A 24,749-nucleotide genomic window follows, 5' to 3' on the forward strand; every position below is an offset into this window, starting at 1 on the left:
TGTCTTCCCGTTGTTCGCGCGCTGTTTTTGTTTCTGCGCTATCCTCTGCCGATGCTGCATTTACCGTCGCGGCACCCTCATTACCAGCGCTAACCGCTCGCAACTTTAGGGAGAAATACCTATCAGACTGATAGAAAGGATTGGCCATTGGACAAATGGCCCATGCCATGGGGCGACGCCGTTCAAAGCGCGTCGATGCGATCGAGGCCATAGGCGGCCAGCGCGGGACGAAGCGCTTCGACCTTCTCGTCAATGCGGGTGAAGACGGCCGTGCCGGGGGATGGCGCATCCGGCCAGACCTGTCCCTGCGTCAGAAAAAGGATGCGCCGGGCAATGCCTTCGCCGCCATGGACAAAGCCCATGGGATGCGGCGCGGCGGCGGCAAGCTCCTGCTCCACAAGCGGAAAATGGGTGCAGGCAAGGACGACCATGTCCATCCGCTCGCCGCCCGGCTGGTCGATCAGTCCGGCCAGCGCATCGCGGGCGACGGCCGGGTCGAGCGTTTCGCCGCGCAGCTTCGCCTCGGCCAGTTGCACCAGCGCGGCGGAGCCGTGCCGCAGCACCGTGCAGTCTGCGCCATGTTCGGCGGCGAGGCGATCAACATAGGGCTGGCGCACGGTGGCGTCGGTGCCCAGCACGCCGAAGACGCGGCTTTTGGACAGCAGCGCGGCGGGCTTGATCGCGGGCACGGTGCCAACGACGGGAATGTCGAGCGCGGCGCGCACATGCTGAAGCGCGATGGTCGACGCCGTGTTGCAGGCGATGACGGCCAGGCGCGGGCGATAGCGCTCCACCAACCGGCCCAGCAGGGCGGGCACGCGGGCCGCGATTTCCGCCTCGCTCTTCGTGCCATAGGGGAAGCCGGCGCTGTCGGCGGCGTAGACGATGGGGGCGGTGGGCAGCGCGGCCCGCGCCGGGGCGAGGATGGAGAGGCCTCCCACGCCGGAATCGAAGAAAAGGATGGGAGCGTCTGGTGCGACCGTCATGCGCCGGGGTGTCGTCCCAAGTGACGGGAGTGTCAACATACGCATTGCCTCCTGCGCCCGTCACTCTATGGTCGCGCACAACTTCTACTGGCGATTTTCATGACCCCTCCCTGGCTTCTTCCCGCTTTCGTTCTGGCGCTTGGCTATCTGCTCGGCTCCATCCCCTTTGGCCTGATCCTGACACGCTTTACCGGAGCGGGCGACCTGCGGCAGATCGGCTCCGGCAATATCGGCGCGACCAATGTGCTGCGCACCGGGCGCAAGGGACTGGCGGCGGCGACATTGCTGCTGGATCTGCTGAAGGGCGTGGCGGCGGTGCTGATCGGCGCATGGCTGCTGGATGGCGGTGGGCCGATGGCCGGCGCGATGGCGTTCATCGGCCATTGCTATCCCGTCTGGCTGCGCTTTGCCGGGGGTAAGGGCGTGGCGACCATGATGGGCGTGGTGACGGCGCTCTGGTGGCCGGCCGGGATCGTCTTTGCGGTCGTGTGGCTGGGCATGTTGTTCGGGACGAAATGGTCGTCGGTCGGCGGCATGTCGGCGGCGATCAGCGCGCCGGTCGCCATGTGGGCGTTCGGGCGCCTCGATCTGGTGCCGGTGTCGCTCGCCATGGCGCTGATCCTGCTATGGCGGCATCGCGCCAATATCGCCCGGCTGACGAAGGGGCAGGAGCCGAAGATCGGCAAGTCCAAGGACGCATCTCCGCAATGAGCGAGCGGGACCGGTTCGAGAGGCTGCGGCTTATCCGCTCCCCCCGGATCGGTCCGGTCAGCTATCGGCAATTGCTCGCGCGCTTCGGCTCCGCGGGCGAAGCGCTGCGCGCCATTCCCGATCTCGCCGCGCGGGGCGGGGGCAAGGCCAGCGTCGCCGACGCGGGCGCAGTAGAGCGGGAAATCGCCGCCACGCGGGCGCTGGGCGCGCGCTACCTGTTGATGGGTGATGTGGATTATCCGGTGCTGCTTGACCAGATGGAGGGCGCGCCGCCCGCGCTGATCGTCCGGGGCGATGTGGGGCTGGCCGCAAAAGCCTGCATCGCGATGGTCGGCGCGCGCAATGCGTCTGCGGCGGCATGCCGCTTTGCGCGCAGTCTGGCGCAGGATCTGGGGCAGCGCGGCGCGGTGGTTGTGTCCGGCCTTGCGCGCGGCATCGATACGGAGGCGCATCGCGGATCGATCGACAGCGGCACGATCGGCGTGATCGCCAGCGGCATCGACATCGTCTTCCCACCCGAGAACCGCGATTTGCAGGCGCAGGTGGGAAACCAAGGTCTGCTCGTCACCGAACATCCGCCCGGTGTCCAGCCGCTCGCCCGCCATTTCCCCGCGCGCAACCGGATCATCGCCGGGCTGGCGCTCGGCACGGTGGTGGTGGAGGCAGCGCCAAAATCCGGATCGCTCATCACCGCGCGGCTGGCGGGAGAGGCGGGGCGCGAAGTGATGGCCGTGCCGGGATCGCCGCTCGATCCGCGGGCGCAGGGCTGCAATTCGCTGATCCGCGAAGGTGCGATCCTGATCCAGAATGGCGCGGACATCATGGAGGCGATCGGCGGCTTCGATCCGCGCATGGTCCGTCAGGGCAGCTTCGACTTCATCGGCGAACCGGTGTCGAGCGACGTGGCGGAAAGGGAGCGGACGGCAGTGATCGCGCTGCTGGGGCCAGCGGCGGTCGCGGTGGATGAAGTCATCCGCCTGTCCGGCCTGTCGCCCGCCGTCGTCCAGACGGTGCTCCTGGAACTGGAGCTGGCGGGCGGACTGGAACGACAGGCCGGCGGCCGGGTCAGCCTTCGTTGACGGAAACCGGCCCGTCCGCATTCAGCACGACACGCCGCGCGCCAGCGGGCTTTTCGCGATAGGGAGGACGCCGCACTGCATAGAGGCGTGCGGCGTCAAAATCCGCGAAACAGACGCGATCCGACTGGTTGCCGCCAATGCCCATGATCCGCTTTCCATCGGCGCTGACGCCTGCGGCGAGGAAGACATGGCCGCCGCCATTGCGCACCAGGATGATGACATCGCCGACCTGAATATCCTTGCTCTCCACGACTTCGCCCCAACTGGACCATGCCAGCGCGGCCAGGTAGTTTTTCGGAGGCATGCGTTCGGGGCGGCCCTGACAGGTGCGCGCCGCGACAACGGCCATGAACAGGCCGCACCATGGAATGGAATCCGCGTTGAAAAAATCCGCGGCCCATTTGTCATAGGGCCGTCCACAGGTGCGCGCGACTTCATCGGCCCATCCCAATATAACGGGATTGTTGCCGCTGCCGGCCTTTTCGACCGTGCCCAGCATCTCCATCGCGACACGCATCATCAGGGGCGGCATGGGATCCTGCCGCAGGAACGCATATTTTTGAGGTATGGTGGGCATGACTAAAATCTCCCCCAAAGCTGCCTGCGCCAGTCAATGATCCTGACGGCAGCAATGAGGATGAATGTGACTCCGAATCAGGCGCAGGCAAAGCGGCGGCGGCGCGATGACGGACATTGTCATCCCGGATGACGAAGATTGTCACCCGGCGGCGGGAACAAAGGCGATTCCTTCCGATCCTCTTGCCCAGCCTATGGCTTGACGCCCGGCTCCACCCCCCTACAGACTCGCGCGTGTACGTGAGGCCATCCAAATTCGGGGCATAAATGCAGCTTGTCATTGTCGAATCGCCGGCCAAGGCGAAGACCATCGAGAAATATCTGGGCGGCGATTTTCATGTTCTCGCCAGCTATGGCCATATTCGCGACCTGCCGGCCAAGGACGGGTCGGTCGATCCCGACGACGGCTTTGCCATGCAGTGGGAAAATTATGGCGACAAGGGCAAGCAGCTGAAAGCCATTGCCGATGAGGCGAAGAAGGCCAGCCGACTGATCCTGGCGACTGACCCTGATCGCGAAGGGGAAGCAATCAGCTGGCATGTGCAGGAAGTGCTGCGCGCCAAGAAGGCGCTGCCGCAGACGGTGGACCGGGTGACGTTCAACGCGATCACCAAGGCGGCGGTGCTGGACGCGATGGCCAAGCCCCGCGCGCTGGACGAGGATCTGATCGACGCCTATCGCGCGCGCCGGGCGCTCGATTATCTAGTGGGCTTCACCCTGTCGCCGGTGCTCTGGCGCAAGTTGCCCGGCGCCAAGTCGGCCGGCCGCGTGCAATCGGTCGCGCTGCGGCTGGTGGTGGAGCGCGAGCGCGAGATTGAGAGCTTCGTGCCGCAGGAATATTGGTCCGTCGCGGCCGAGATGGAGCAGGGCGGGCAGGGCTTTACCGCGCGCCTCGTCCGCTGGAAGGGTGAGAAGATCGACCGCCTGACCATCGGTAAGGAAGGCGACGCCATGGCGGCCAAGGCCGATGTGGAGGCCGGGCGCTTCACCGTCGACAAGGTCGAGACGAAGCCGGTCAGCCGCAATCCTCCCGCGCCCTTCACCACGTCCACGCTGCAACAGGAAGCCGCGCGCAAGCTGGGCTTTTCGGCCAGCCACACGATGCGCATCGCGCAGCAGCTGTATGAAGACGGCGCGATCACCTATATGCGTACCGACGGCGTGCAGATGGACGGCAGCGCCATTTCCGCCGCGCGCAAGGCGATCGCGGAGCGCTATGACGGCGGCTACCTGCCCGAAAAGCCACGCCAATATCAGACCAAGGCGAAAAATGCGCAGGAAGCGCACGAAGCCATTCGTCCGACCGAATTTACCCGCGATAAGGTGGGCAGCGGCGATCATGCGCGCCTCTATGACCTGATCTTCAAGCGCGCGCTGGCGAGCCAGATGGCGTCGGCGCGGCTGGAGCGCACGACGATCGATCTGGTCGACGGCAGCGGCAGCCATACGCTGCGCGCCACCGGGCAGGTCGTGATCTTCCCCGGCTTCCTCGCGCTGTATGAAGAAGGTCGCGACGACAGCGACGACGATGACAGCAAGATCCTGCCGCGCATGAGCGAGGGCGACGCGCCGGCCAAGAAGAAGGTGAGCGCCGAGCAGCATTTCACTCAGCCGCCGCCGCGCTATTCGGAAGCGTCGCTGGTCAAGCGTCTGGAGGAACTGGGGATCGGGCGTCCGTCCACCTACGCCTCGACGCTGCAGGTGCTGAAGGACCGCGATTATGTGCGCGTGGAGAAGAACCGCTTCTTTGCCGAGGAGAGCGGGCGGCTGGTGACGGCCTTCCTGGAGCGTTTCTTCGAGCGCTATGTCTCCTATGACTTCACGGCGGGTCTGGAAGACGAGCTGGACGATATTAGCGGCGGCCGCGCCCAGTGGCAGGCGGTGCTGGAGGCCTTCTGGCGCGACTTCAAGCCCAAGACGGCCGAGGTGATGGAGCAGAAGCCGTCCGACATCACGGCGGAACTGGACAAGTTTCTGGAGCCGATGCTGTTCCCGCCCAAGGCGGACGGCAGCAATCCGCGCGCCTGCCCGATGTGCGGCGACGGGCAACTGGCGCTGCGTGGCGGGCGGTTCGGGGCGTTCATCGCCTGCTCCAACTATCCCGAGTGCAAATATACCCGCAAGTTCGGCCAGCCCGGCAGCAGCGGGGAGGGCGCGGACACCGGGCCGGAAATACTGGGCCAGCATCCCGAAACCGGGCAGGATATTGTCCGCAAGTCGGGCCGTTTTGGTCCCTATATCGAAATGGGCGAGGGCAAGGAGGCCAAGCGCGGCTCCATTCCCAAGGATCTGCCCGATGGCGAAATGACGCTGGACTGGGCGGTGAAGCTGCTCAGCCTCCCGCGCGAGGTGGGCCTGCACCCGGAAACCGGCAAGCCGATCGTGGCCAATATCGGCCGGTTCGGCCCCTATCTGCTGCATGACGGCAAATATGGCCGCCTGTCATCGACGTCGGAGATTTTCGAGGTCGGCATGAACAGCGCCGTGGTGAAGCTGGCGGAAGCGGCGAACCGCGGCGGCCGGTCGAGCGGCGGTCGCGAGCCGCTCAAGGTGCTGGGCGCGCATCCGCGCACCGAGGCTGAGATCAAGCTGATGGAGGGCCGTTATGGCGCTTATGTCACCGACGGCACGACCAATGCGACGCTGCCCAAGACGGTCGACAAGGATCAGCTGACGCTGGAGGAGGCTGCGCAACTGATTGACGCGCGCGCGGCGGCCGCTCCGGCGAAGAAGGGCAAGAAGGCCCCGGCCAAGAAGACGGCGGCGAAAAAGCCTGCGGCAAAGGCGGATGGCGCAGCCAAGAAGCCCGCCGCGAAAAAAGCGCCGGCGAAGAAGGTGACATCTGCCGAGTAGGACTGTTGTAAGTGTGGTCGAACATCAAGAGGCGGTAGAAGGAAATGCAACAATTTTTGCAGGCTGTGCGGGATGCGATAGCTCACAAAAATCGATATGGTGCACTTGCTATGGCGCTAACATTGCCAGATGTTTGCGGCAACCTTGACATTCCAGGGCGAGCAAACGGAGTTCGATACAAAGATTGGACGCAAAAGTGGCTTGCGCCTAAGTATGTTATTAACGGCACAATTTTTCTTGAAGAATCAGATATATACCAGTTTCGTTGTGCTATGTTGCACGAAGGTACAGCGAATATTCCAAGCAAGAAAAAAGTAACGGTTGAGGAAATAGTTTTTTCTGACGGGCCGCATGTAAATTTGATTGTGGGAAACTATATTGACGGCAGGAAAATTCCCGACACCCTTCAATTAGACCCTTTGATTTTTGCTCAAGAGGTTTGTGAATCGGTTGAATCTTGGCTGAGTTCGGTAGAGGGTAATCCGGATATTCAGCAGAGAATATCTCAATTGCTCAATATTCGTCCTTCAAATGATAGTGGTGTATGGGAAATTCGTTTTTACTAAAATATAATTTTATTTTTATCTATTTGTCTTAGTCTAGATCAAGGGCGGCAGCGGCCGAGTAACCGGCCGTCAGGCGGCGCGCCGCACCTGGTTGCGGCCGCCGGTCTTGGCGGCATACATGGCCAGGTCCGCGCGGTGCAGGCTGGCCTCGATCGGCTGGGCCGGATCGCCGGCGCTCAGGCCGATGCTGGCGGTGACGCGCACCATGCGGCCGGATGGCGCGCGTACGCGCAGGGCCTGAATGGAAGCGCGGACATGTTCAGCCCGGCGTGCGGCCTGATCGTCATCGCAATCGATCAGGCAGGCGACGAATTCCTCCCCGCCCAGACGGCCGCACAGATCAGTCGGGCGCAATGCCTGTGCGATGGCGGTGGCCACGGCATGCAGCACGGCGTCGCCGGTCTGATGCCCATGATCGTCGTTGAAGCGTTTGAAATGATCGACATCGATCAGCAGATACCAGTTGCCCGGCCGGGCATGGGCCTGTTCCGCGCGATCGAAAAAGGCGTTGCGGCTGAGCAGCCCGGTCAGCCCGTCCATATCGGCCAGCCGCGCCAGTTCCGCGACCCGCAATTCCAGTTCCTGCCGCAATCGCCGGTTCTCCTCGCTTTGGCGGACGAGCAGGATGCAGACGGGCGTGGAAATGCTGCCCGAACAGAAAATGCCGACGCTGAAATAGCGCTGCGGGATGAACATGCCCGGTATCATCGAATCGATGGTCATGATGACCACCGTCCCGAATATGGATATGCCCACGGCACAGGCGATTTTCTGTTTCGGCCCCATGGAACGGGGCCGTAACGGTATAAGGTAAAAGATGAATTTACCCGGCCGGGCGAAATTCAGTCCACCCAGTCGAGGCCGATGTCGCGATAGATGAAGCGGTCATCCTCCCAGTCTTCCTTCACCTTGACGTGCAGGTAGAGGTGGACCTTGACCCCCAGCAGGGCGGCGAGTTCGGCGCGCGCCTTCGACCCGATTTCCTTCAGGCGCTGGCCGCCCTTGCCCAGCACGATGGCGCGCTGGGTCGGGCGGGCGACCAGGATCTGCTGGTGGATTTCGACCGACCCGTCGTCCCGCTCCTTATATTGCTCGGTATCGACGGCCGTGGCGTAGGGCAGTTCTTCATGCAGTTGATGATACAGCTGTTCGCGGGTGATTTCCGCCGCCAGCATCCGGTCGGTGGCGTCGGACACCTGATCTTCGGGGAAATGCCATGGCCCCTGCGGCATGGCATTGGCGAAAGCGGTCTTCAGTTCGGCAAGGCCATCGCCGGTCTGCGCGGAAATGAAGAAGGTTTCTTCAAAGCCGACCCGTTCATAGAGCCTCTGGGTGTGGACCAGCAGCTTTTCCTTGATGGCGATGTCGACCTTGTTGAGGATCAGCCATTTGCGTTCGGGGCGATGGATCAGCGCCTCGATGATCGGCTCCATCTTGGGGCCAAGGCCCGCCTTGCCGTCGACGATCAGGGCGATGAGGTCCGATCCCTGCGCGCCGCCCCACGCCGCCTGCACCATCGCGCGGTCCAGCCGACGTTTGGGCGCGAAGATGCCGGGTGTGTCGACCAGCACGACCTGCGCGTCGCCTTCAATCGCGACGCCCATCACGCGGGTCCGCGTGGTCTGCGCCTTGGGGCTGGTGATCGCCACCTTCTGCCCTACCAGCGCGTTCACCAGCGTCGACTTGCCCGCATTGGGCGCACCCACGATCGCAACGACGCCGCAGCGCTGGTTTTCCATATCAACCGTCAAATTCATTCCATCCATTCAAATAGGCAGTGCTCCTGCGAAAGCAGGAGCCCAGGATGCAGATCATGTCCGACGACCCTGGGCTCCTGCTTTCGCAGGAGCACTCGCTTAGCACAAATTGCGCTTATCCCGCCAATTTCTCCAGCAGCGCTTTGGCCGCTGCGGTTTCCGCTTCCTGCTTTGATCCGCCGGTCGCGCTGGCCTCGCCCGCGCCCTTGATCGACACCGTCACGGTGAAGCGCAGCGCATGCTGCGGCCCCGACCGATCCGTCATCACATATTCGGGCGGCTTGCGCTTGTTGGCGGCGGCCCATTCCTGAAGATAGGATTTGGGGTGACGCGGGGCGCTGGTCTGGGTGTCGACCCGGCCCGCCCATAGGCGGCGGACGAGCGCGCGCGCTTCCTCCAGTCCCGCCTCCAGATAGAGCGCGCCGATCAGCGCCTCCATCACGTCGCCCAGCACATTGTCGCTGTCGGCCGCGCCATCGTCGCGCGCCTGCTTGCCCAGTATCAGATGCTTGGGCACGCCGGCCCCGCGCGCAATCTCCGCGCAGGTTTCGCCTGACACCAGCGCATTGTATCGGCGCGACAGTTTGCCTTCCGGCTCTTCGGTGAAGCGTTCATAGACCCATTCGCCGATCAGCAGGCCAAGGATGCGGTCGCCCAGAAATTCCAGCCGCTCATAATTGACCGCCTTGGCGCTGCCATGGGTCAGCGCCTGTTCGAACGCGGCCCGGTTTCTGGGCGCGCGGCCGATCAGCTCCTTCAACCAGCTATCGGTGTCTGGCTTGCTCAAAAGCCTTCCCCGATCCGGCTCCAGCGCGCGGCGGTGAACCAGGTCCAGGGCAGCAGCCAGTTGGCGCTGCCGTCGGTCGAGAAGACGGAAATCATCGCCTTGCCGACCAGATTCTTTTCCGGGACCAGACCGATGCCGCCGCCATCGACCGCCGGGAAGCGGCTGTCGGCGCTGCGATCGCGATTGTCGCCCATCATGAACAAATGGCCTTCGGGCACCAGCACCGTGTCGCGGTCATCCGCTGCGCCATCGGGCACCAGGTCGAGGACATTATAGCTCTTCGCCTCGGTGACGACCTTGTTATCTTTGCCGCGCACTTCGGGCAGCGTCTCGCGGAACTGCGGATAGCGGCACTGTTTGCCGCCACCGGGCGCGGCCTGCTCAAATTCGGGGCGATAGCAGGGGGAGGCGCTGCCTTCCCTGGCGGCGGCGTCGACCATGTTCGGCGTCACCGGGATGACGAGGTCGGCGACCTTCTGCTTTGGGATGGCCTGTCCGTTCAGATAGACCGTGCCGCCGCGCACCGCGATCATGTCGCCGGGCAGGCCGATGACGCGCTTGATATAGTCATTCTTCTGGTTTGGCGGCGCCTTGAACACGACCACGTCGCCGCGCTGGGGCGTGGAAGCGAGGATGCGGCCGGGGATCAGCGGGATCGAGAAAGGCAGTGAATAGCGCGAATAGCCATAGGGCCATTTGGCGACCAGCAGATAATCGCCGATCAGCAGGCGGGGCTGCATCGATTCCGACGGGATGTTGAAGGGCGAGATGATGAAGCTGCGCAGGATGAAGACAAACACCGCGAGCTTGGCGAGAAACCAGAGGAAGTCCCGCGTTTCGGATTTGGCTGTCATGGGTGTGCGTCTTGTCCTTCATCCTGCCCGTAAAATGGGGCCGTCGCGGCTTTTGCGGCGTCGTAAAGGCCGCGTCAAGCACGCGACATGGTGCATTGCACGCCAGACCCGTTTAAGCTGAGACAGAATCGACCGGTGCAGCGTCGATATCGACCAACATCATAAGAGGATATTGCATGACCAGCCCTGCACTGCCAGGTCCATTGGCGTCTATCGCCGCGCTTCCGCAAGCAGACCTCAAATCCATTTTCACCACCGATCCCGATCGCCTGTCCAAGCTGGTGCTGACCCAGGGGCCGATCCGTTTCGACTGGTCCAAGACCCATCTGACCGATGATCTGATGGCCGGCTTCCTGAAACTGGCCGAAGAGCAGGGCTTCGCCGCCCAGCGCGACGCGCTGTTCGCCGGGGAAGCGGTCAACAATACCGAAGGCCGCGCGGCCGAGCATCCCGCCGAACGGGGGGAGGGCAATGCCCAGAGCGTGGCGCAGGCCAAGATGCTGCATGCGCGGATGCGCGCGCTGATCGACGCGATCGAGGCGGGCGCGCTGGGCGAAATCCGCCATATCCTGCATATCGGGATCGGTGGGTCGGCGCTGGGGCCGGATCTGATCATCGACGCGCTGGATGGCGAGGGCATTCGCTATGACGTGGCGATCGTGTCCAATGTGGATGGCACCGCGCTGGAGCGGGCGCTCGACAGCTTCGATCCCAAATATACGCTGATCGCCGTCGCGTCGAAGACCTTCACCACGACCGAAACCATGCTGAACGCGGCGAGCGCGATCAACTGGATGGTCGAGGCGGGCGTGGAAGACCCCTATGGCCGGGTGATCGCGCTGACCGCCTCGCCGGATCGGGCAATTGCGTGGGGCGTTGATGAAACGCGCATCCTGCCTTTCGCAGAGTCGGTGGGTGGGCGCTATTCGCTCTGGTCCTCGATCGGCTTTCCCGCCGCCCTGTCGCTGGGTTGGGATGCGTTCGAAAGCCTGCTGGAAGGCGCGGCGGCGATGGACCGGCACTTCCGCCTGTCTGCGCCGGAAGAAAATGCGCCGCTGATCGCGGCCTTTGTCGACCAATATTATACCCGCGTTCTGGGGTGCCAGACGCGCGCGCTGTTCGCCTATGACGAGCGGCTGAAGCTGCTGCCATCCTATCTCCAGCAACTGGAGATGGAGAGCAATGGCAAGAGCGTGAAGCGGGACGGCACGCCCGTTGACGGCCCGAGCGCGCCGATCACCTGGGGCGGCGTGGGCACCGATGCGCAGCATGCGGTGTTTCAACTGCTGCATCAGGGCACGATCCTGTCCCCGGTCGAGTTCATCGCCTCGATCGAGCCGGGCCATGTGCTGGACCCGGCGCATCATCGCGCCTTGCTGGTCAACTGCTTCGCGCAGGGCGCGGCGTTGATGCGGGGCAAGGAGAATGCGGACGATCCGGCGCGCGCCTATCCGGGCAATCGGCCGTCGACCACCATCCTGGTCGAGGATGTGACCCCCGAAGTAGTCGGCGCGCTGATCGCCTTCTACGAACATCGCACCTTCGCCAATGCGGTGCTGATGGGGATCAACCCGTTCGACCAGTTCGGCGTGGAACTGGGCAAGGAAATCGCCAAGTCGATCGAGACGGACGGCCCGACCGGCTTCGACCCGTCGACCATGGCGCTGATCGACCTCGCGCTGGGCGGGGAGTAACCCTTTAACCCTTTAACCCGTTCGGTTCGAGTAGCCTTCGAGCGCAGTCGAGAAGGCGTATCGAGAACAGTTCTCGAAAAGCTCGAACCGAACGGGGGTAGTGAAAGCAATGGGAAGAAGATTCCCATTTGTAACTGCGCGCCCCAGCCGCCATATCCGCCCCCAAGTTTGATGGCGCGTCGCCCAGCATGCGATGCGCCGAGCGGAGGCCTTGCATGAGCGAGTTTGATTTCGACCTTTTCGTCATTGGCGCCGGATCGGGCGGCGTGCGCGCGTCGCGCGTGGCGGCGGCGCATGGCGCGAAGGTGGCCGTGGCGGAGGAATATCGGGTCGGGGGCACCTGCGTCATTCGCGGCTGCGTGCCCAAGAAGCTGCTCATCTATGGCGCGCATTTCGCCGAGGATCTGAAGGACGCCCGGCGCTTTGGCTGGAATGTGCCAGAATGCGGCTTTGAATGGACCACGCTGCGCGACAATGTGCTGGCCGATGTCGACCGGCTGGAGGGCCTCTACACCAACACGCTCAACAGCCATAAGGTGGAGGTCATCGCCGAGCGCGCGACCATCACCGGACCGCATGGCGTGAAGCTGGCCAGCGGGCGCGAAGTGACGGCGAAGACGATCCTGGTCGCCACCGGGGCCTGGCCGCTGATCCCGGATGTGGAGGGCGCGGAACATGGCATCACCAGCAACGAAGTCTTCCATCTGGACGCCTGCCCGAAGCGGATCGTGATCGTGGGCGGCGGCTATATCGCCAATGAATTTGCCGGCATTTTCCACCAGTTCGGCAGCCATGTGACGATGGTCAATCGCGGCAGCGACCTGCTGCGCGGCTATGACGCGCAGATTCGCGACCGGCTGCTGCAAATCTCCATGACGAAGGGGATCAACTTCCGCTTCAACGCCAGGATGGAGCGGATCGAGAAGAATGAAGACGGTACGCTCTGCGTCCGTTTCAAGGATGGCGATCCGGTCGCCGCCGATGTCGTGCTGTTCGCCACCGGGCGCAAGCCGCTGACCGACGGGCTGGGGCTGGAAACGGCAGGGGTGGAACTGGACGATAAGGGGGCGATCAGGGTCGACGACTATAGCCAGACCAGCTGCGAGAGCATCTATGCCGTGGGCGACGTGACCGACCGGCTGCAACTCACCCCGATTGCGATCCGGGAAGGCCATGCCTTTGCCGACACGGTGTTCGGCAACAACAAGCGCAAGGTCGACTATAGCTGCGTGCCGTCCGCCGTGTTCAGCCATCCGCCGCTCGCCGGCGTTGGCATGACCGAGGCGCAGGCCAAGAACCATTATGGCACGGTAAAGGTCTACACCTCCGACTTCCGGCCGATGAAGAATGTGCTGGCCGGGCGGGACGAGCGGTCGCTTTACAAGATGGTCGTGGATGCGACGACCAACAAGGTTGTGGGCCTGCACATGATCGGCCCGGACGCGCCGGAAATCCTTCAGGCCGCCGCCATCGCGGTGAAGGCGGGCCTCACCAAGCAGGATTTCGACGACACCGTCGCGCTGCACCCCAGCATGGCCGAGGAACTGGTGCTGCTGAAGTGACTTAATCCTCCCCGCTTGCGGGGAGGTGGCTGGCCGTAGGCCAGACGGAGGGGGCGTGCCGTGCGGCACCTCCCCTCCACCAATCGCTACGCGATCGGTCCCCCTCCCCGTGCCGGGGAGGAGAATGTCACCACCAGCGCATCGCGCCAGGCGGGCTGCGCCGGATCCACCGCATGGATTTCGGTGACGCCGTGCAGGATGCGGTGATCGTCGATCAGCATCGTGTCGCCCGGCTGGATCAGGGTGAACTCCCCCAGCGGCGTGCCGTCGGGCGCGCCGATGCGGGTGACGCCTTCGCGAACATTGCGCCGCTCGATCAGCATCACCATCACCCGGTCCACGCCGTCGCGGTGCATGCCCTCCGGCGTGGGGCGCCCCTGTTCGCCCGGCTTCGCCTCGATGCGGAACTGGTGCATTTCGACATGCCAGTCGCCCTTGCGATCGGGATCGAAGCTGGCGGCGCAATAGTCCAGGATCGCCTGCGTCACCGGCATGGCGATGGTGGCGTCGGCGACCGGATCGAACCAGCGCTGCACATCGCCGTTGAGCGGATTATAGTCGCGGCTCTGATAATGGGGCTGGTGCGGCTGGCGGAAGAAGGCGCCCTTTTCGCAGCGAAAGGTCGCATGGCGTCGGCGGCGATAGCGGCCGCCATCGGCCATGTAGAGATCCGGCCCCAGATCATTCCAGGTCCGGGCGAAATCGGCCCATCCGCTTTGCGTAATGCCCAGCTCCGCCCGCAGATCGGCTGCGGGCAGGCGGGCATAGCCGTCCCGCATCAGCGCGTGGTCGATCGGGGAAAGGCTGTCCGTGTCGCTCATCATCCTGTCCTTAGTGACGGCAAGAGACGAGCGACAGGGCCAATTTCCGTAAGCCGGATTTCGCGGTCAATGGATGCCAGCCAGCATTCGCGTTCCTGTTCAGTGGATGCTGACAAGCATCCACAGGGCCATCGCCACCATCATCACATTTTCGGTGAGCGACACGAAGCCCAGCGGCACATTGCTGTTGCCCCCGACGCAGGCGCATTTGAGTTCGCGCTTTTCGACATAGACCGCCTTGAACACCGACACCGCGCCAATGCCGCCGATGAACAGCGCCACCGGGATCGACAGCCAGTCGATCGCCCGCGTCAGCATCAACACGCCCGCGCCCAGTTCCAGAAAGGGATAGGCCAGGCCATAGGGCGGCAGGCGGCGGGCGAGCAGGTCATAATTCAGGAACATCGTCGCGAACCGATCGACATCCTGCAATTTCAGCATGGCCAGCAGCATCATCGCGATCGCGACGAACCGCTCCAGCGTGACGAAGGCGATCAGCGGCAGGAAGGTCAGCCAGTTGACCGCCAGCGCCAGCAGCGCCGCCACCGCAAAGACCGCCAGGACGGGCGTGTAGCTGGTCGCTTTGGGGTCTTTCACCCGCAGCCCCAGATAGCGGCGCAGATCGTCATGGCCGCCGATCCGCTGGCCATCGATGAAGATTTGCGGCGTGGTCTTCACATCATGCTGCGCCTTGAACGCATCGGTTTCCGCGCGGCTGGTGAGCCAGTGATCGTCCACCGTATAGCCGCGCCGTTTGAGCAGCCAGCGCGCCTTGACCCCATAAGGACAAATGTGGCCGGGCATCACCATGCGGTAGAGGCTGGCGCTTTTGGGGCCAATATTGGGGCCAATATTGGGGGCGGGGCTGGTCATGGCGCATCCTTGGTCATCGTTCGGATGCCGCCTATATAGGGTCCGTACCATAGTACGGAGTCAAGATGGGGTTTGAAATATGGGCATGACGATTTCCGCGCTGGCCCGCACCGCCGGGGTGACTGTGGAGACGGTGCGCTATTATCAGCGGCGCGGCCTGCTCGGCACGCCCGATCGTGGGGAGGGGATACGCCGGTATGAAGCGGAGGATGTCAGGCGTCTGGGCTTCATCCGGTCGGCGCAGGGGGCGGGCTTCACGCTGGAGCAGATTGGCGAATTGCTGCAACTGGACGCCGGGCAGGACCGGGCGCGGGCGCGCGCGCTGGCGGCGGAGCGGATCGCGGCGCTGGACCTGAAGATCGCGCAGTTGCAGGCGGCGCGCGGCGCGCTGGAGCGGTTGGCCCGACAATGCCATGCGAGTGAGGAGGGGCCATGCCCGATCATCGCCGCGTTCGAGGGATAGGCGAAGGCGCGGCAGCCTGTTGTCGACCATTATTGGCCGGCTATGTGCGCAACGCGATCATGCGAAAGCGGCCACCCTTCGTCCGTCACCCCAGCGAAGGCTGGGGTCTCAGACGGTGGCGAGATAAGCTTGGACGAGCGCCCCGTTCGACCGTCTTCGCGCCGCCGCTTGAGATGCCAGCTTCCGCTGGCATGACGGCTAAAATCGACCAATTATGGACGCTTCTTTTACCCTCTCCCGTAAAAACGGGAGAGGGCTAAGAAAAGCAGACTGTCCCTTTCCCACCCAAATTGGGCTTCCCGCCCCGATCCGAAACCCTGTCACGCTGTCCTATTCGCCCAACCCGTGGCAGGCTGCCCGACAGTTTCTTCCCGGTCCCTGCGTGCGGCGGTCTTTATAATAAAATTCCAGACTTATGTTTTGAAATGTCCAATTCTGCGGGAAATATGCGAAGTTAAACGCCGCATTTCCACTTTTCGCCCCGACCGGGCGCCCGCCTAAAGCAGCCCCTTGGCGCGCAGGCTGACATGCCCCTGTGCGCCGATGATGATATGGTCATGTACGCTGATGCCCAGCCTCTTGCCCGCATCGATGATTTGCCGGGTCACATCAATGTCCTGCCGGCTGGGTTCGGGCGATCCGCTGGGATGGTTGTGGACCAGGATCAGCGCCGCCGACCCGAAATCGATCGCGCGCTTTATCACCTCCCGCACGTAAATGGCGGCCTGATCGATCGACCCGTCGCCCATATGATCGTCGCGGATCAGCATGTTGCGGCTGTTGAGATGCAGCACCCGCACCCGCTCCACCCCCAGAAAGGCCATGTCCGCCCGCAGATAATCGAGCAACGCCTGCCAACTGCCCAGCACCGGCCGCGCCGCGACTTCGTTGCGCAGCATCCGCAGCGCCGTCGCCTGCACGATCTTGATCGCGGCGACGCTGGTGTCGCCCATGCCCGGCACGCGGGCGATCGCCGCCCAGTCCGCGCTCATCAGCCCGCCAATCCCGCCAAAGGTGCGGATCAGTTCCTTGGCCAGCGGTTTCGTGTCGCGCCGGGGAATGGCCAGCGCCAGCAGATATTCGATCAGTTCATGGTCGTGCAGCGCCTCTCCGCCCGCCTGCGCCAGCTTTTGCCGCAACCGGGCGCGATGGCCCACACCATCATGCGGGGCGTCCTGCGCAACCTGTCGATCCTCGTCGGCCAAATTCGCTCCCCCCGTCGCGCCGGAGTGACGCTATGCGTTGCGAAATAGCGGGGCAAGGATATTTAGGGAGGCATAGACGTTATGGTCCCGTTACGGACCATCGCAGGTCGCAAGCATCCGGGGTTGGCCAAGGGCATGGAAGAACAGGACGGCGAAGACACGGTTCGCCGGGCATGGCTGCGCTGGCTGGGCGTCGGCACGGGGTCGCTGGCGCTGGTATTGGTTGCGCTCTGGACCCAGCGCGCGCCGATCGCCGAAAATTTCGTCAGCCGCGAACTCAACCGGCGCGGGGTGCAGGCCAATTATGATCTGGTCGATGTGGGTTTTCGCACCCAGCGGATCGAAAATATCATGCTGGGCGATCCTGCCCGGCCGGATCTGACCGCGCGCTGGGTAGAGGTCGACATCGCCTTTGCCGGCCTGACGCCGCAGGTCGCGGCGGTGCGCGCCGGCGGCGTGCGGCTGCGCGGCAGCTATCATGACGGCGTGCTGCGGCTGGGCGAACTGGACAAGTTTCGCGATCCCGATTCCACCGCGCCCTTCAGCCTGCCCGACATCCTCGTATCGCTGGCCGACGCTCGCATGACATTTGATACGGATGCCGGGCGCGTCGGCATGCAGATTGACGGGCAGGGCAATCTCCAGTCCGGTTTCCGGGGCAAGCTGGCCGCCGCCATGCCGCGCGCTGCGGTCGCGGGCTGCGGCGCGACCATGACCCGCGCCATGCTCGACATCGCGATGCGGCAGGGCCAGCCGCATCTGGCCGGGCCGATCAGCGCCGACGCCATGGCCTGCCGCGATGCCGGCGCGGCGATCGCGAAACCGGCTGCGGTGGTGGACCTGACGCTGGGGAAGGCGCTCGACCGCTGGAGCGGCCATGTCGCCCTGTCGGCCAATGCGCTGCGGGGCGGAGGGATGGTGCTGGCGTCGCCCGACGGCCGGATCGATTTCGATGGCGCGGCGGCGCGCACCGGCGGCCATGTGCGTTTGGGCGCGCAGGCGCTGACCGGCAGGGGCGTGTTGCTGCGCGACGCCGCGCTGGCGGGCGACTGGGTGCTGGGGAAGGACGCCAACAGCCTTCAGGGCCAGCTGACCGGGCAGGATCTGCGCCTGTCGGGCCGCGATCCGCTGGCCGGGCTGCGCAGCGCTGCGGCCGGAACGCCGGTCGGGCCGCTGGCGACGCAACTGGCCGACGCCGTCGCGCGGGCGGAGCGGGGCAACCGTCTGCGCACCAGTTTCGCGCTGGTGCAGAAACCGGGCAGCGGCAGCCTGGTCGTCACCGACACCGGGCTGGAGGCGAACAGCGGCGCGCGCGTCGGACTGGCGCAGGGCGGGCGGGTCAGCCTGACATGGCCGGGGAAACAGGCCGGGCTGGACTGGGCGCTGGACGGCGCGCTGACGAGCGAAGGAGGCGGCCTGCCGCGTGCGGCGCTGCGGCTGGCGCGCCGACCTGGCGGCGGCTTTGGCGGCGAATTGTTCGTCGATCCCTATGCCGCCGGCGACGCGCGGCTGGCGCTGGACCGGGTGCGCTTCACCGCCGATCGCAAGGGCGCGACCCATTTCAGCACCGCCGCGCGGCTCGACGGACCTCTGCCCGACGGCCATCTGCGCGGCCTCAGCCTGCCGGTTGAGGGGCAGCTCGCCGCCAATGGCGCGCTGGCGATCAATCCGCGCTGTGTTCCGCTCTCGCTGGTGGAGGCGCGCTATGGCAATTTCGCGCTTGGCCAGACTCGCCAGACGCTCTGCCCTGTCGATGGCGGCGCGATGATCGCCATGGGACCGGCCGGATTGCGCGGCGGCGCCGCCATTCGCGACCTCGCGCTCGATGGCCGCAGCGGCGATAGCCCGATGCGCCTGACCGCCGATCAGGCGCGGATCGCGCTGGGCAAGACCGGTTTCGCCCTCGCCAATCCGGCTTTGTCGATCGGCCCGAAGGATGCGCCGGTCCGTCTGTCCGCCGCCACCATGGACGGCGCGATGACGGCCGACGGCTTTGCCGGCACGCTGACCGGGGCCGGCGGGCAGATCGGCGCCGTGCCGCTGATCGTGGAGCAGGGGGCAGGGGACTGGCGCTTCGCCAAAGGCGTGCTGGGCCTCAAGGCCGCGATGACGGTGCGCGATTCGCAGGCGCCTGCACGCTTCCAGCCGCTCAGCGTGCCGGATTTCGCCCTGACGCTGAAGGATGGCCGCATCGCCGCCACCGGCACCATGGCCGCCCCGCGCAATGGCGCGACCGTGGCGAAGGCGGATATCGCGCATGATCTGGGCAGCGGGAAGGGCCATGCCGACCTGACCGTGCCGGGCCTGACCTTCAACGACGCGCTCCAGCCCGAAGACGTCACGCCGCTGGCGCTGGGCGTCGTCGCCAATGTGAAGGCGACCGTGACCGGGCAGGGGCGGATCGACTGGACCGGATCCAACGTCACCAGCACCGGCACCTTCCGCACTGACAACGCCAATCTCGCCGCCGCCTTTGGTCCCGTTGAAGGATTGTCGGGCGAAATCCACTTCACCGACCTGATCGGCATGGTGACGGCGCCGGGGCAGGAAGTGCGCATCGGCACGGTCAATCCGGGCGTCGAAGTGCATGACGGCGTCGTGCGCTATCGGCTGGAGGCGGGGCAGAAGGTGCGGATCGAAGGGGGCGGATGGCCCTTTTCCGGCGGCAAGCTGGAATTGCTGCCAACCACCATGGATTTTTCCGCTGATGTCGATCGCTACATGACCTTCCGCGTCATCGGGCTGGATGCGGGCGCCTTCATTCAGGCGATGGAACTGGACAATGTGTCGGCGACCGGCACGTTCGACGGCATCATGCCGCTGATCTTCAATGCAAAGGGCGGCCGGGTCGCCGGCGGCGTGCTGGTCGCGCGGCAACAGGGCATGCCCCCGCTGATCATGCCCGAAGGCGTGCTGCCGGTTATCCCCTGCGATCCCACGCGCCAGTCGGGCGTGCTCTCCTATATCGGCCCCGTCTCCAACGAGCAGGTCGGCGTCATGGGCAAGATGGCCTTCGACGCGCTCAAGGATCTGCAATATAAATGCCTGACCATATTGATGGACGGCGCGCTGGATGGCGAAATGGTGACGAATGTCGTCTTCAACGGCGTGAACCGGGGCAGGCTGGGCGATGCGCCGTCGGGCATCACCCGCAGCTTCATCGGCCTGCCCTTCATCTTCAACGTGCGCATTTCCGCGCCGTTCCGGGGGCTGATGGGCACGGCCCAGTCCTTCATCGACCCGTCGCAACTGATCCAGAACAGCATCGGCGACAAGGTGCAGGGCGAAATGCGCACGGGTGCGCAACAAAATCTTGCGGTTCAGCCTGCGGAAAGCGAAAAGGCGATAAACGGGGAGCCGAAATGAAGATACGAGCAATCATGACGGCCGGTTTCGCCGGTCTTGCGCTGGGGGGCTGCATCCAGGTGAAGGCCCCGGACAAGCCGATCGAAATCAACCTGAATGTAAAGGTACAGCAGGAGGTTGTGGTGAAGCTGCAACGCGACGCCCAGGACCTCATTCAGAATAATCCGGAGTTGTTCCCGCAATGACACGCAAGATGATGCCTAAAATGACCTGGCTCGCCGCCGCACTGGGCCTGGCTGTCGGCGGGCCGGTCATGGCGCAATCGGGCGCCGTCGCCGCTGCGATGAGCGCGGGCACCGTGGGCGAACAGGCCGACGGCTATCTCGGCATCGCCGGCACGGTCGGCGCGGATGTCCGTTCCGAAGTGGAGGCGATCAACATCAAGCGCCGCGCCGCTTACACCCAGTTGGCCAGCCAGCGCGGCGTGACGGTGCAGGACATGGCCGCCGCCACCGCCTGCCAGACGCTCACGCGGCTGAAGCAGGGTCAGGTCTATCGCATCGGCGCGGCCGCATGGCAGACCAAGGGGGCAGGGGCGATTGCGCTGCCATCCTATTGCGCGACGGCGGGCTGAACGCCGGGCGTGATTGTAGGGATAGAAGGCGCGGTGGCACTGTCACCGCGCTTTTTTTGTTCTGGTGGCGGTGTCATTTCAGCTTTTGCTGGCATGATCATTTCAAGTGCGCTCGCGAACAGTTCTCGTCACCCCGGACTTGATCCGGGGGCCCGCTTTTTTGGCGTTTGCAGAGAAAAGCGGGATGCCGGGTCAAGCCCGGCATGACGAGCGAGGGAATGGCTCGAAGCGACGATTATTAGTCGTTGAGCATGTTCACTTCCTCGCTCATAACCTGTCCTATTCACTTCAGCCGTTTTGAGGACGGGATGACCGACAATGTGGAATATTTGGCGTGGAACAATTTTGTTCAGGGCAGCTATCCACCCGCTCCCTCGTTGAGCAAGGTGCGCCATGCAGCCGCGATCGCCAATCTCTATATGGGAGCGGCAAATAATGGCGGTATCAACTCATTCCTCACAGTAACTCCAGAGCTCAACACTAACGATGTTCTCGATGCTCTGCTGGAAATGAATATGATAGAAACAGCAGCTCAATTTAAAGCCGTGATAGTCGGGCTGGGGCAGCATCTTGTCGCATCATCGTCAGATGAAAGATGGCGCATCCTTGAGGAGCGTTGGACCGACGAGATGGACTACCTTGATGGGCTGACGCCGGAGGCCGATGCTGAGTTGATGCGCCTGTTAGAAGCTCACGTGAGCGAACATGAAGAATATTACGCAGCAATGAACAGGCCATAGCGCGTCTGGTTTCGTGCTGCATTGGCGCAAACCTGCCCGTCCACTTCCTACCCACGACCTCACTCCCGCCCACGCCGCCGCGGCCTTGCCTCCGCAATCGCCCGCGCCTGATCGCAAAAGGGTGTCAGGAAATCATAGAGTTGCCCGGTCAGTTGCTCGGGCACCAGCGCGTAGATGACATATTGTCCGCGCTTCTGTTCGCGCACCACGCCGGCTTCCTTCAGCACCGCCAGATGGCGCGAAATGGATGGCATGGCCATTTCGAAATTGTCGGCAATCTCCCCCACCGTCATCGGTTCGGCCATCAGATAATGCAGGATGCGGCGGCGCGGTTCGGATGCCAGCGCCTTGAAGATCTTGTCCATTCTTATTTAGCTAAATAGGAAAATAGGGAAATGCAAGGCGCCGACGCCTATTGTCCAAAAGGCCGATTTCCGTGGCTTTTGTCGGGGTTGACACTCCGACCAACCCTTCCTAGAGGGGCCTCGCCTTGACGGGTGCAGCCGCAAGCGCCATGCCAACCACCACAGGCTGTAAGGTCTGATGGAGGAGATGCATGGCCACGGATACACCCGGACAGGACCAGGCGAGTGAGGACTCGCGGATCGCTTCCCTGGAGGAACGGATCGCGAAGGCCGAGCATGTCGAAAAGGTCAGGCAAGGCGCCACGGAACAGGCTGCGGACGATGGATCGCGGCTGGGGAACCGGGTGCTGGCGGAACTGATCGGCGGTCTTGTCGGCGGCGCGTTGATCGGCTGGGTTCTTGACCGGCTGTTCGGCACGACGCCTTGGCTCCTGCTGGTTTTCCTCGGTCTTGGGATCGTGGCGGCCTTCAGGAACATCATCAGATTGACGACGACGAAGCCGCCCGAACAATAAGGCTGCTTCGATCCTAGTCCGAAGACATTAAGCGTTACACAGGCGTTACAGGGGTCAACGTGGCAGAATCCGGCAAAATCGATCCGATGCACCAGTTCGCTATCGAACCCCTGTTCGGTACGGATCACTGGTCGCTGGGCGGCTTCAACATCGCCTTCACCAACAGCGCGCTCTATATGGTGCTGGCTGCTGTGGTGCTCTGGATCTTCGTGATCGGCGGCATGAAGCGCGAACTGGTCCCCGGTCGCTGGCAGATGGCGGTCGAATATATGACCGGCTTCATCAAGAACCTGCTGATCGCCAATATCGGCGACAAGGGCCGCAAGTACATCCCGTACGTTTTCTCACTCTTCATGTTCATCCTGCTGGCGAACCTGCTGGGTCTGCTGCCGCTGGGCCTGATCGGGATGCATCCCTTCACCTTCACCAGCCACTTCACCGCGACCGGCGTGCTCGCCATCATGAGCTTCTCGATCGTGCTGATCGTTGGCTTCTGGAAGCATGGTTTCCACTTCTTCTCGCTGTTCGTGCCGCATGGCACGCCGATTGCGATGGTGGTGCCGCTCTTCTTCATCGAACTCGTCTCCTTCATGGTGCGTCCGTTCAGCCTTGGCCTGCGACTCTTCGTCGCGATGACCGCTGGCCACGTGCTGCTGAAGGTGCTCGCAGGCTTCGTCATCAACAGCGCCAACGCCTCGCCGGCCTTGGGTCTGACCGTCGGCACCGCCAGCTTCATCCTGATGATCGGCATCAGCGCGCTGGAAATGCTGGTCGCGGTCATCCAGGCCTATGTGTTCGCGCTGCTGACCTCGGTCTATCTGAACGACGCCGAGAACCTGCACTAAGTTTCACCTGAGAATTTTCTTCAACTTTCATCTGATTTAACAAGGGAGTTTACGACATGGACGCAGAAGCTGCAAAGCTGCTCGGTGCTGGCCTGGCCGCAATCGGTGCGGGCATCGCCGCCCTCGGTGTGGGCAACGTGTTCAGCGCGTTCCTGGAAGGCGCGCTGCGCAATCCGGGCGCTGCCGACGGCCAGCAGGGCCGCCTGTTCATCGGTTTCGCCGCGGCGGAACTTCTGGGTCTGCTGGCGTTCGTTATCGCCATGATCCTGGTGTTCGTGGCCTAAAGCACGAAATTGAAGCGGGCAGGGCGGCCTTTGCGCCAATGCCTTGCCCGTTTCCGATATTGACCGCCCTCTGATCGGACGGACCGTAATATGCCTCAAATCGCGCAAATTGCCGATACCTACTCCAGTCAGATCTTCTGGCTGCTGCTGACTTTCGGCCTCGTCTTCTTCGTCATTGGCCTGGGCATGGTGCCCAAGGTTCAGGGCACGGCGGACGCGCGCGACGCGAAGATCAGCGGCGATCTGGACGCGGCCAAGGCGGCCTTCGCCCGCGCCGACGAAGCGGAAGCCGACTATCGCGTTCGCGACGCCCAGAACCGCACGGCCGCACAGGCCATCGTGGCAAAGGCGAAATCGGAAGCAGCCAAGGCTTCGGAAACGAAGCTCGCCGCCGCCGATGCCGACGTCGCCAGCAAGATTGCTGCGGCTGAAGCCCGCATCCAGGCCGCAAGCAATGCGGCGCTGGCAGAAATCGAAACCGTCGCCGCCGATGCGGCGCGCGACATGGTGGCTCGCATTTCCGGCGTGGAAGCCTCGGAAGACGCAGCCCGCAACGCAGTAAAGGCGGCACTGGCCCATGGCTGAGGCAGCAGCACACAGCGCAGCGCAAGCTCCGCACCTCAATCAGGCGATCCATAGCGAAGGCATGGAACCGGTCGGCACCGTCGCCCATGAAGGCGTCGAACCCCATACCGATCCCAAGGCGGTCGGCATGGACGCGACCGCCTGGGTCAGCCTGGCGATGGCGGTGTTCATCGTCATCCTGCTGGTCAAGAAGGTGCCTGCCCTGATCGGCAAGGCGCTGGACGGCCGGATCGCGCAGATCAAGGAACAGCTGGCCGAAGCGACCCGGCTCCGCGCCGAAGCCGAAGCGCTCAAGGGCGAATATGAAGCCAAGCTGGCCGCTGCGGCCGGTGAAGCCGACGCCATGCGCAAGGCGGCCGAACATGAAGCCGAAGGGCTGATTGCCGACGCCAGGGTCAATGCCGAAGCGCTGGTCGCCCGTCGTCAGAAGATGGCGGAAGACAAGATCGGGGCGGCTGAACGCACGGCGATCGCCAGCATCCGCGCCAAGACGGTGAACGCGGCCACCGCCGCCGCCGCCGCCCTGATCGCCCAGGGCCATGACGCCAAGGCGGACAAGGCGCTGGTCGACAGCGCGATTTCGGGCCTCGGCACGATCAACTGATCGGACCAGATCGAAGCGAACAGAAAAGGGCCGGTGCGACATGCGCACCGGCCCTTTTCTGTTTGGGATAATATGGATCACAAC

At 63.9% G+C, this 24,749-nt stretch carries 26 protein-coding genes; 16 read left to right on the forward strand and 10 right to left on the reverse strand.

Annotation, left to right across the window (positions count from 1 at the left end):
* Window positions 1–182: 182 nt before the first annotated feature.
* Entirely contained in the window at window positions 183–986 is an 804-nt protein-coding gene (gene murI / locus ACFOKF_RS08555; RefSeq protein ID WP_380795001.1) for a glutamate racemase, read from the reverse strand.
* Window positions 987–1,085: 99 nt separating this feature from the next.
* Between murI and plsY the strand changes: the two genes are divergently transcribed.
* Window positions 1,086–1,697, forward strand: coding sequence for a glycerol-3-phosphate 1-O-acyltransferase PlsY (plsY, locus tag ACFOKF_RS08560; protein WP_380795004.1), 612 nt, complete (start codon window positions 1,086–1,088; stop codon window positions 1,695–1,697).
* Entirely contained in the window at window positions 1,694–2,776 is a 1,083-nt protein-coding gene (gene dprA / locus ACFOKF_RS08565) for a DNA-processing protein DprA (protein ID WP_380795006.1), read from the forward strand. The genes plsY and dprA overlap by 4 nt, the downstream gene beginning before the upstream one ends.
* Here dprA and ACFOKF_RS08570 read toward each other — a convergent pair.
* Window positions 2,763–3,353, reverse strand: coding sequence for a TIGR02594 family protein (locus tag ACFOKF_RS08570; protein WP_380795009.1), 591 nt, complete (start codon window positions 3,351–3,353; stop codon window positions 2,763–2,765). The genes dprA and ACFOKF_RS08570 overlap by 14 nt on opposite strands.
* 266 nt (window positions 3,354–3,619) lie before the next feature.
* Between ACFOKF_RS08570 and topA the strand changes: the two genes are divergently transcribed.
* Window positions 3,620–6,205, forward strand: coding sequence for a type I DNA topoisomerase (gene topA, locus ACFOKF_RS08575; RefSeq protein WP_380795012.1), 2,586 nt, complete (start codon window positions 3,620–3,622; stop codon window positions 6,203–6,205).
* 44 nt (window positions 6,206–6,249) lie between these two features.
* Complete coding sequence (locus ACFOKF_RS08580; RefSeq protein ID WP_380795014.1) at window positions 6,250–6,771, forward strand: hypothetical protein; 522 nt, start codon at window positions 6,250–6,252, stop codon at window positions 6,769–6,771.
* Window positions 6,772–6,840: 69 nt separating this feature from the next.
* On the opposite strand, the gene ACFOKF_RS08585 is transcribed toward ACFOKF_RS08580, so the two are convergent.
* The 4 genes from ACFOKF_RS08585 to lepB all read right to left on the reverse strand — a co-directional run bounded on the left by ACFOKF_RS08585 (window position 6,841) and on the right by lepB (window position 10,169).
* Complete coding sequence (locus ACFOKF_RS08585; RefSeq protein ID WP_380795016.1) at window positions 6,841–7,494, reverse strand: GGDEF domain-containing protein; 654 nt, start codon at window positions 7,492–7,494, stop codon at window positions 6,841–6,843.
* A 119-nt stretch (window positions 7,495–7,613) separates the two neighbouring features.
* Window positions 7,614–8,528 carry a GTPase Era gene (gene era, locus ACFOKF_RS08590; RefSeq protein ID WP_380795018.1) on the reverse strand — a complete coding sequence of 305 codons (915 nt, stop codon included), beginning with the start codon at window positions 8,526–8,528 and terminating at the stop codon, window positions 7,614–7,616.
* A gap of 115 nt (window positions 8,529–8,643) precedes the next feature.
* Window positions 8,644–9,315: a ribonuclease III gene (gene rnc, locus ACFOKF_RS08595; RefSeq protein ID WP_380795021.1), complete on the reverse strand. Its 672-nt coding sequence runs from the start codon at window positions 9,313–9,315 to the stop codon at window positions 8,644–8,646.
* Window positions 9,312–10,169: a signal peptidase I gene (lepB, locus tag ACFOKF_RS08600; protein WP_380795024.1), complete on the reverse strand. Its 858-nt coding sequence runs from the start codon at window positions 10,167–10,169 to the stop codon at window positions 9,312–9,314. The genes rnc and lepB overlap by 4 nt, the downstream gene beginning before the upstream one ends.
* Window positions 10,170–10,345: 176 nt before the next feature.
* On the opposite strand from lepB, the gene pgi reads away from it, so the two are divergent.
* Window positions 10,346–11,863 (forward strand): glucose-6-phosphate isomerase, encoded by a 1,518-nt coding sequence (gene pgi / locus ACFOKF_RS08605; protein WP_380795027.1) that lies wholly within the window; start codon window positions 10,346–10,348, stop codon window positions 11,861–11,863.
* 215 nt (window positions 11,864–12,078) lie between these two features.
* On the forward strand, window positions 12,079–13,425 hold the full coding sequence (gene gor, locus ACFOKF_RS08610; protein ID WP_380795029.1) for a glutathione-disulfide reductase: 1,347 nt from the start codon (window positions 12,079–12,081) through the stop codon (window positions 13,423–13,425).
* A gap of 86 nt (window positions 13,426–13,511) precedes the next feature.
* Here gor and ACFOKF_RS08615 read toward each other — a convergent pair whose 3' ends face one another.
* Window positions 13,512–14,246, reverse strand: coding sequence for a 2OG-Fe dioxygenase family protein (locus tag ACFOKF_RS08615; RefSeq protein ID WP_380797720.1), 735 nt, complete (start codon window positions 14,244–14,246; stop codon window positions 13,512–13,514).
* Window positions 14,247–14,345: 99 nt separating this feature from the next.
* A complete protein-coding gene (locus ACFOKF_RS08620; protein WP_380795031.1) occupies window positions 14,346–15,119 on the reverse strand; it encodes a MauE/DoxX family redox-associated membrane protein in 774 nt (257 codons plus the stop codon).
* A gap of 79 nt (window positions 15,120–15,198) precedes the next feature.
* On the opposite strand from ACFOKF_RS08620, the gene ACFOKF_RS08625 reads away from it, so the two are divergent.
* Window positions 15,199–15,582 carry a MerR family transcriptional regulator gene (locus ACFOKF_RS08625; protein ID WP_380795033.1) on the forward strand — a complete coding sequence of 128 codons (384 nt, stop codon included), beginning with the start codon at window positions 15,199–15,201 and terminating at the stop codon, window positions 15,580–15,582.
* Window positions 15,583–16,079: 497 nt separating this feature from the next.
* On the opposite strand, the gene radC is transcribed toward ACFOKF_RS08625, so the two are convergent.
* Window positions 16,080–16,787 (reverse strand): RadC family protein, encoded by a 708-nt coding sequence (gene radC / locus ACFOKF_RS08630; RefSeq protein ID WP_380795035.1) that lies wholly within the window; start codon window positions 16,785–16,787, stop codon window positions 16,080–16,082.
* A gap of 135 nt (window positions 16,788–16,922) precedes the next feature.
* Here radC and ACFOKF_RS08635 point away from each other — a divergent pair, with 135 nt between their 5' ends.
* From ACFOKF_RS08635 to ACFOKF_RS08650, 4 genes are all read left to right on the forward strand, one after another.
* Window positions 16,923–20,153 (forward strand): intermembrane phospholipid transport protein YdbH family protein, encoded by a 3,231-nt coding sequence (locus ACFOKF_RS08635; protein ID WP_380795037.1) that lies wholly within the window; start codon window positions 16,923–16,925, stop codon window positions 20,151–20,153.
* The gene (locus tag ACFOKF_RS08640; RefSeq protein ID WP_093018195.1) at window positions 20,150–20,338 is read left to right on the forward strand and encodes a YnbE family lipoprotein; all 189 of its coding nucleotides are present in this window, start codon (window positions 20,150–20,152) and stop codon (window positions 20,336–20,338) included. The genes ACFOKF_RS08635 and ACFOKF_RS08640 overlap by 4 nt, the downstream gene beginning before the upstream one ends.
* Window positions 20,335–20,727: a YdbL family protein gene (locus ACFOKF_RS08645; RefSeq protein ID WP_380795040.1), complete on the forward strand. Its 393-nt coding sequence runs from the start codon at window positions 20,335–20,337 to the stop codon at window positions 20,725–20,727. The genes ACFOKF_RS08640 and ACFOKF_RS08645 overlap by 4 nt, the downstream gene beginning before the upstream one ends.
* Before the next feature lie 308 nt (window positions 20,728–21,035).
* The gene (locus ACFOKF_RS08650) at window positions 21,036–21,467 is read left to right on the forward strand and encodes a DMP19 family protein (RefSeq protein ID WP_380795042.1); all 432 of its coding nucleotides are present in this window, start codon (window positions 21,036–21,038) and stop codon (window positions 21,465–21,467) included.
* A 59-nt stretch (window positions 21,468–21,526) separates the two neighbouring features.
* Here ACFOKF_RS08650 and ACFOKF_RS08655 read toward each other — a convergent pair whose 3' ends face one another.
* Complete coding sequence (locus tag ACFOKF_RS08655) at window positions 21,527–21,832, reverse strand: metalloregulator ArsR/SmtB family transcription factor (RefSeq protein ID WP_380795044.1); 306 nt, start codon at window positions 21,830–21,832, stop codon at window positions 21,527–21,529.
* A 191-nt stretch (window positions 21,833–22,023) separates the two neighbouring features.
* On the opposite strand from ACFOKF_RS08655, the gene ACFOKF_RS08660 reads away from it, so the two are divergent.
* From ACFOKF_RS08660 to ACFOKF_RS08680, 5 genes are all read left to right on the forward strand, one after another.
* Window positions 22,024–22,347 (forward strand): AtpZ/AtpI family protein, encoded by a 324-nt coding sequence (locus ACFOKF_RS08660; RefSeq protein ID WP_380795046.1) that lies wholly within the window; start codon window positions 22,024–22,026, stop codon window positions 22,345–22,347.
* 59 nt (window positions 22,348–22,406) lie between these two features.
* Window positions 22,407–23,192, forward strand: a complete 786-nt coding sequence (locus ACFOKF_RS08665; RefSeq protein WP_311270819.1) for a F0F1 ATP synthase subunit A — start codon at window positions 22,407–22,409, stop codon at window positions 23,190–23,192.
* A gap of 56 nt (window positions 23,193–23,248) precedes the next feature.
* Window positions 23,249–23,476, forward strand: coding sequence for a F0F1 ATP synthase subunit C (locus tag ACFOKF_RS08670; protein WP_006961951.1), 228 nt, complete (start codon window positions 23,249–23,251; stop codon window positions 23,474–23,476).
* Window positions 23,477–23,566: 90 nt separating this feature from the next.
* Complete coding sequence (locus ACFOKF_RS08675; RefSeq protein WP_380795049.1) at window positions 23,567–24,061, forward strand: F0F1 ATP synthase subunit B family protein; 495 nt, start codon at window positions 23,567–23,569, stop codon at window positions 24,059–24,061.
* Entirely contained in the window at window positions 24,054–24,665 is a 612-nt protein-coding gene (locus ACFOKF_RS08680; protein WP_380795051.1) for a F0F1 ATP synthase subunit B family protein, read from the forward strand. Before ACFOKF_RS08675 ends, ACFOKF_RS08680 begins: the two co-directional genes overlap by 8 nt.
* Window positions 24,666–24,749 lie beyond the last annotated feature (84 nt).

Origin of the sequence: Sphingobium rhizovicinum (assembly GCF_042647625.1) — a bacterium.
Lineage (GTDB): Bacteria > Pseudomonadota > Alphaproteobacteria > Sphingomonadales > Sphingomonadaceae > Sphingobium > Sphingobium rhizovicinum.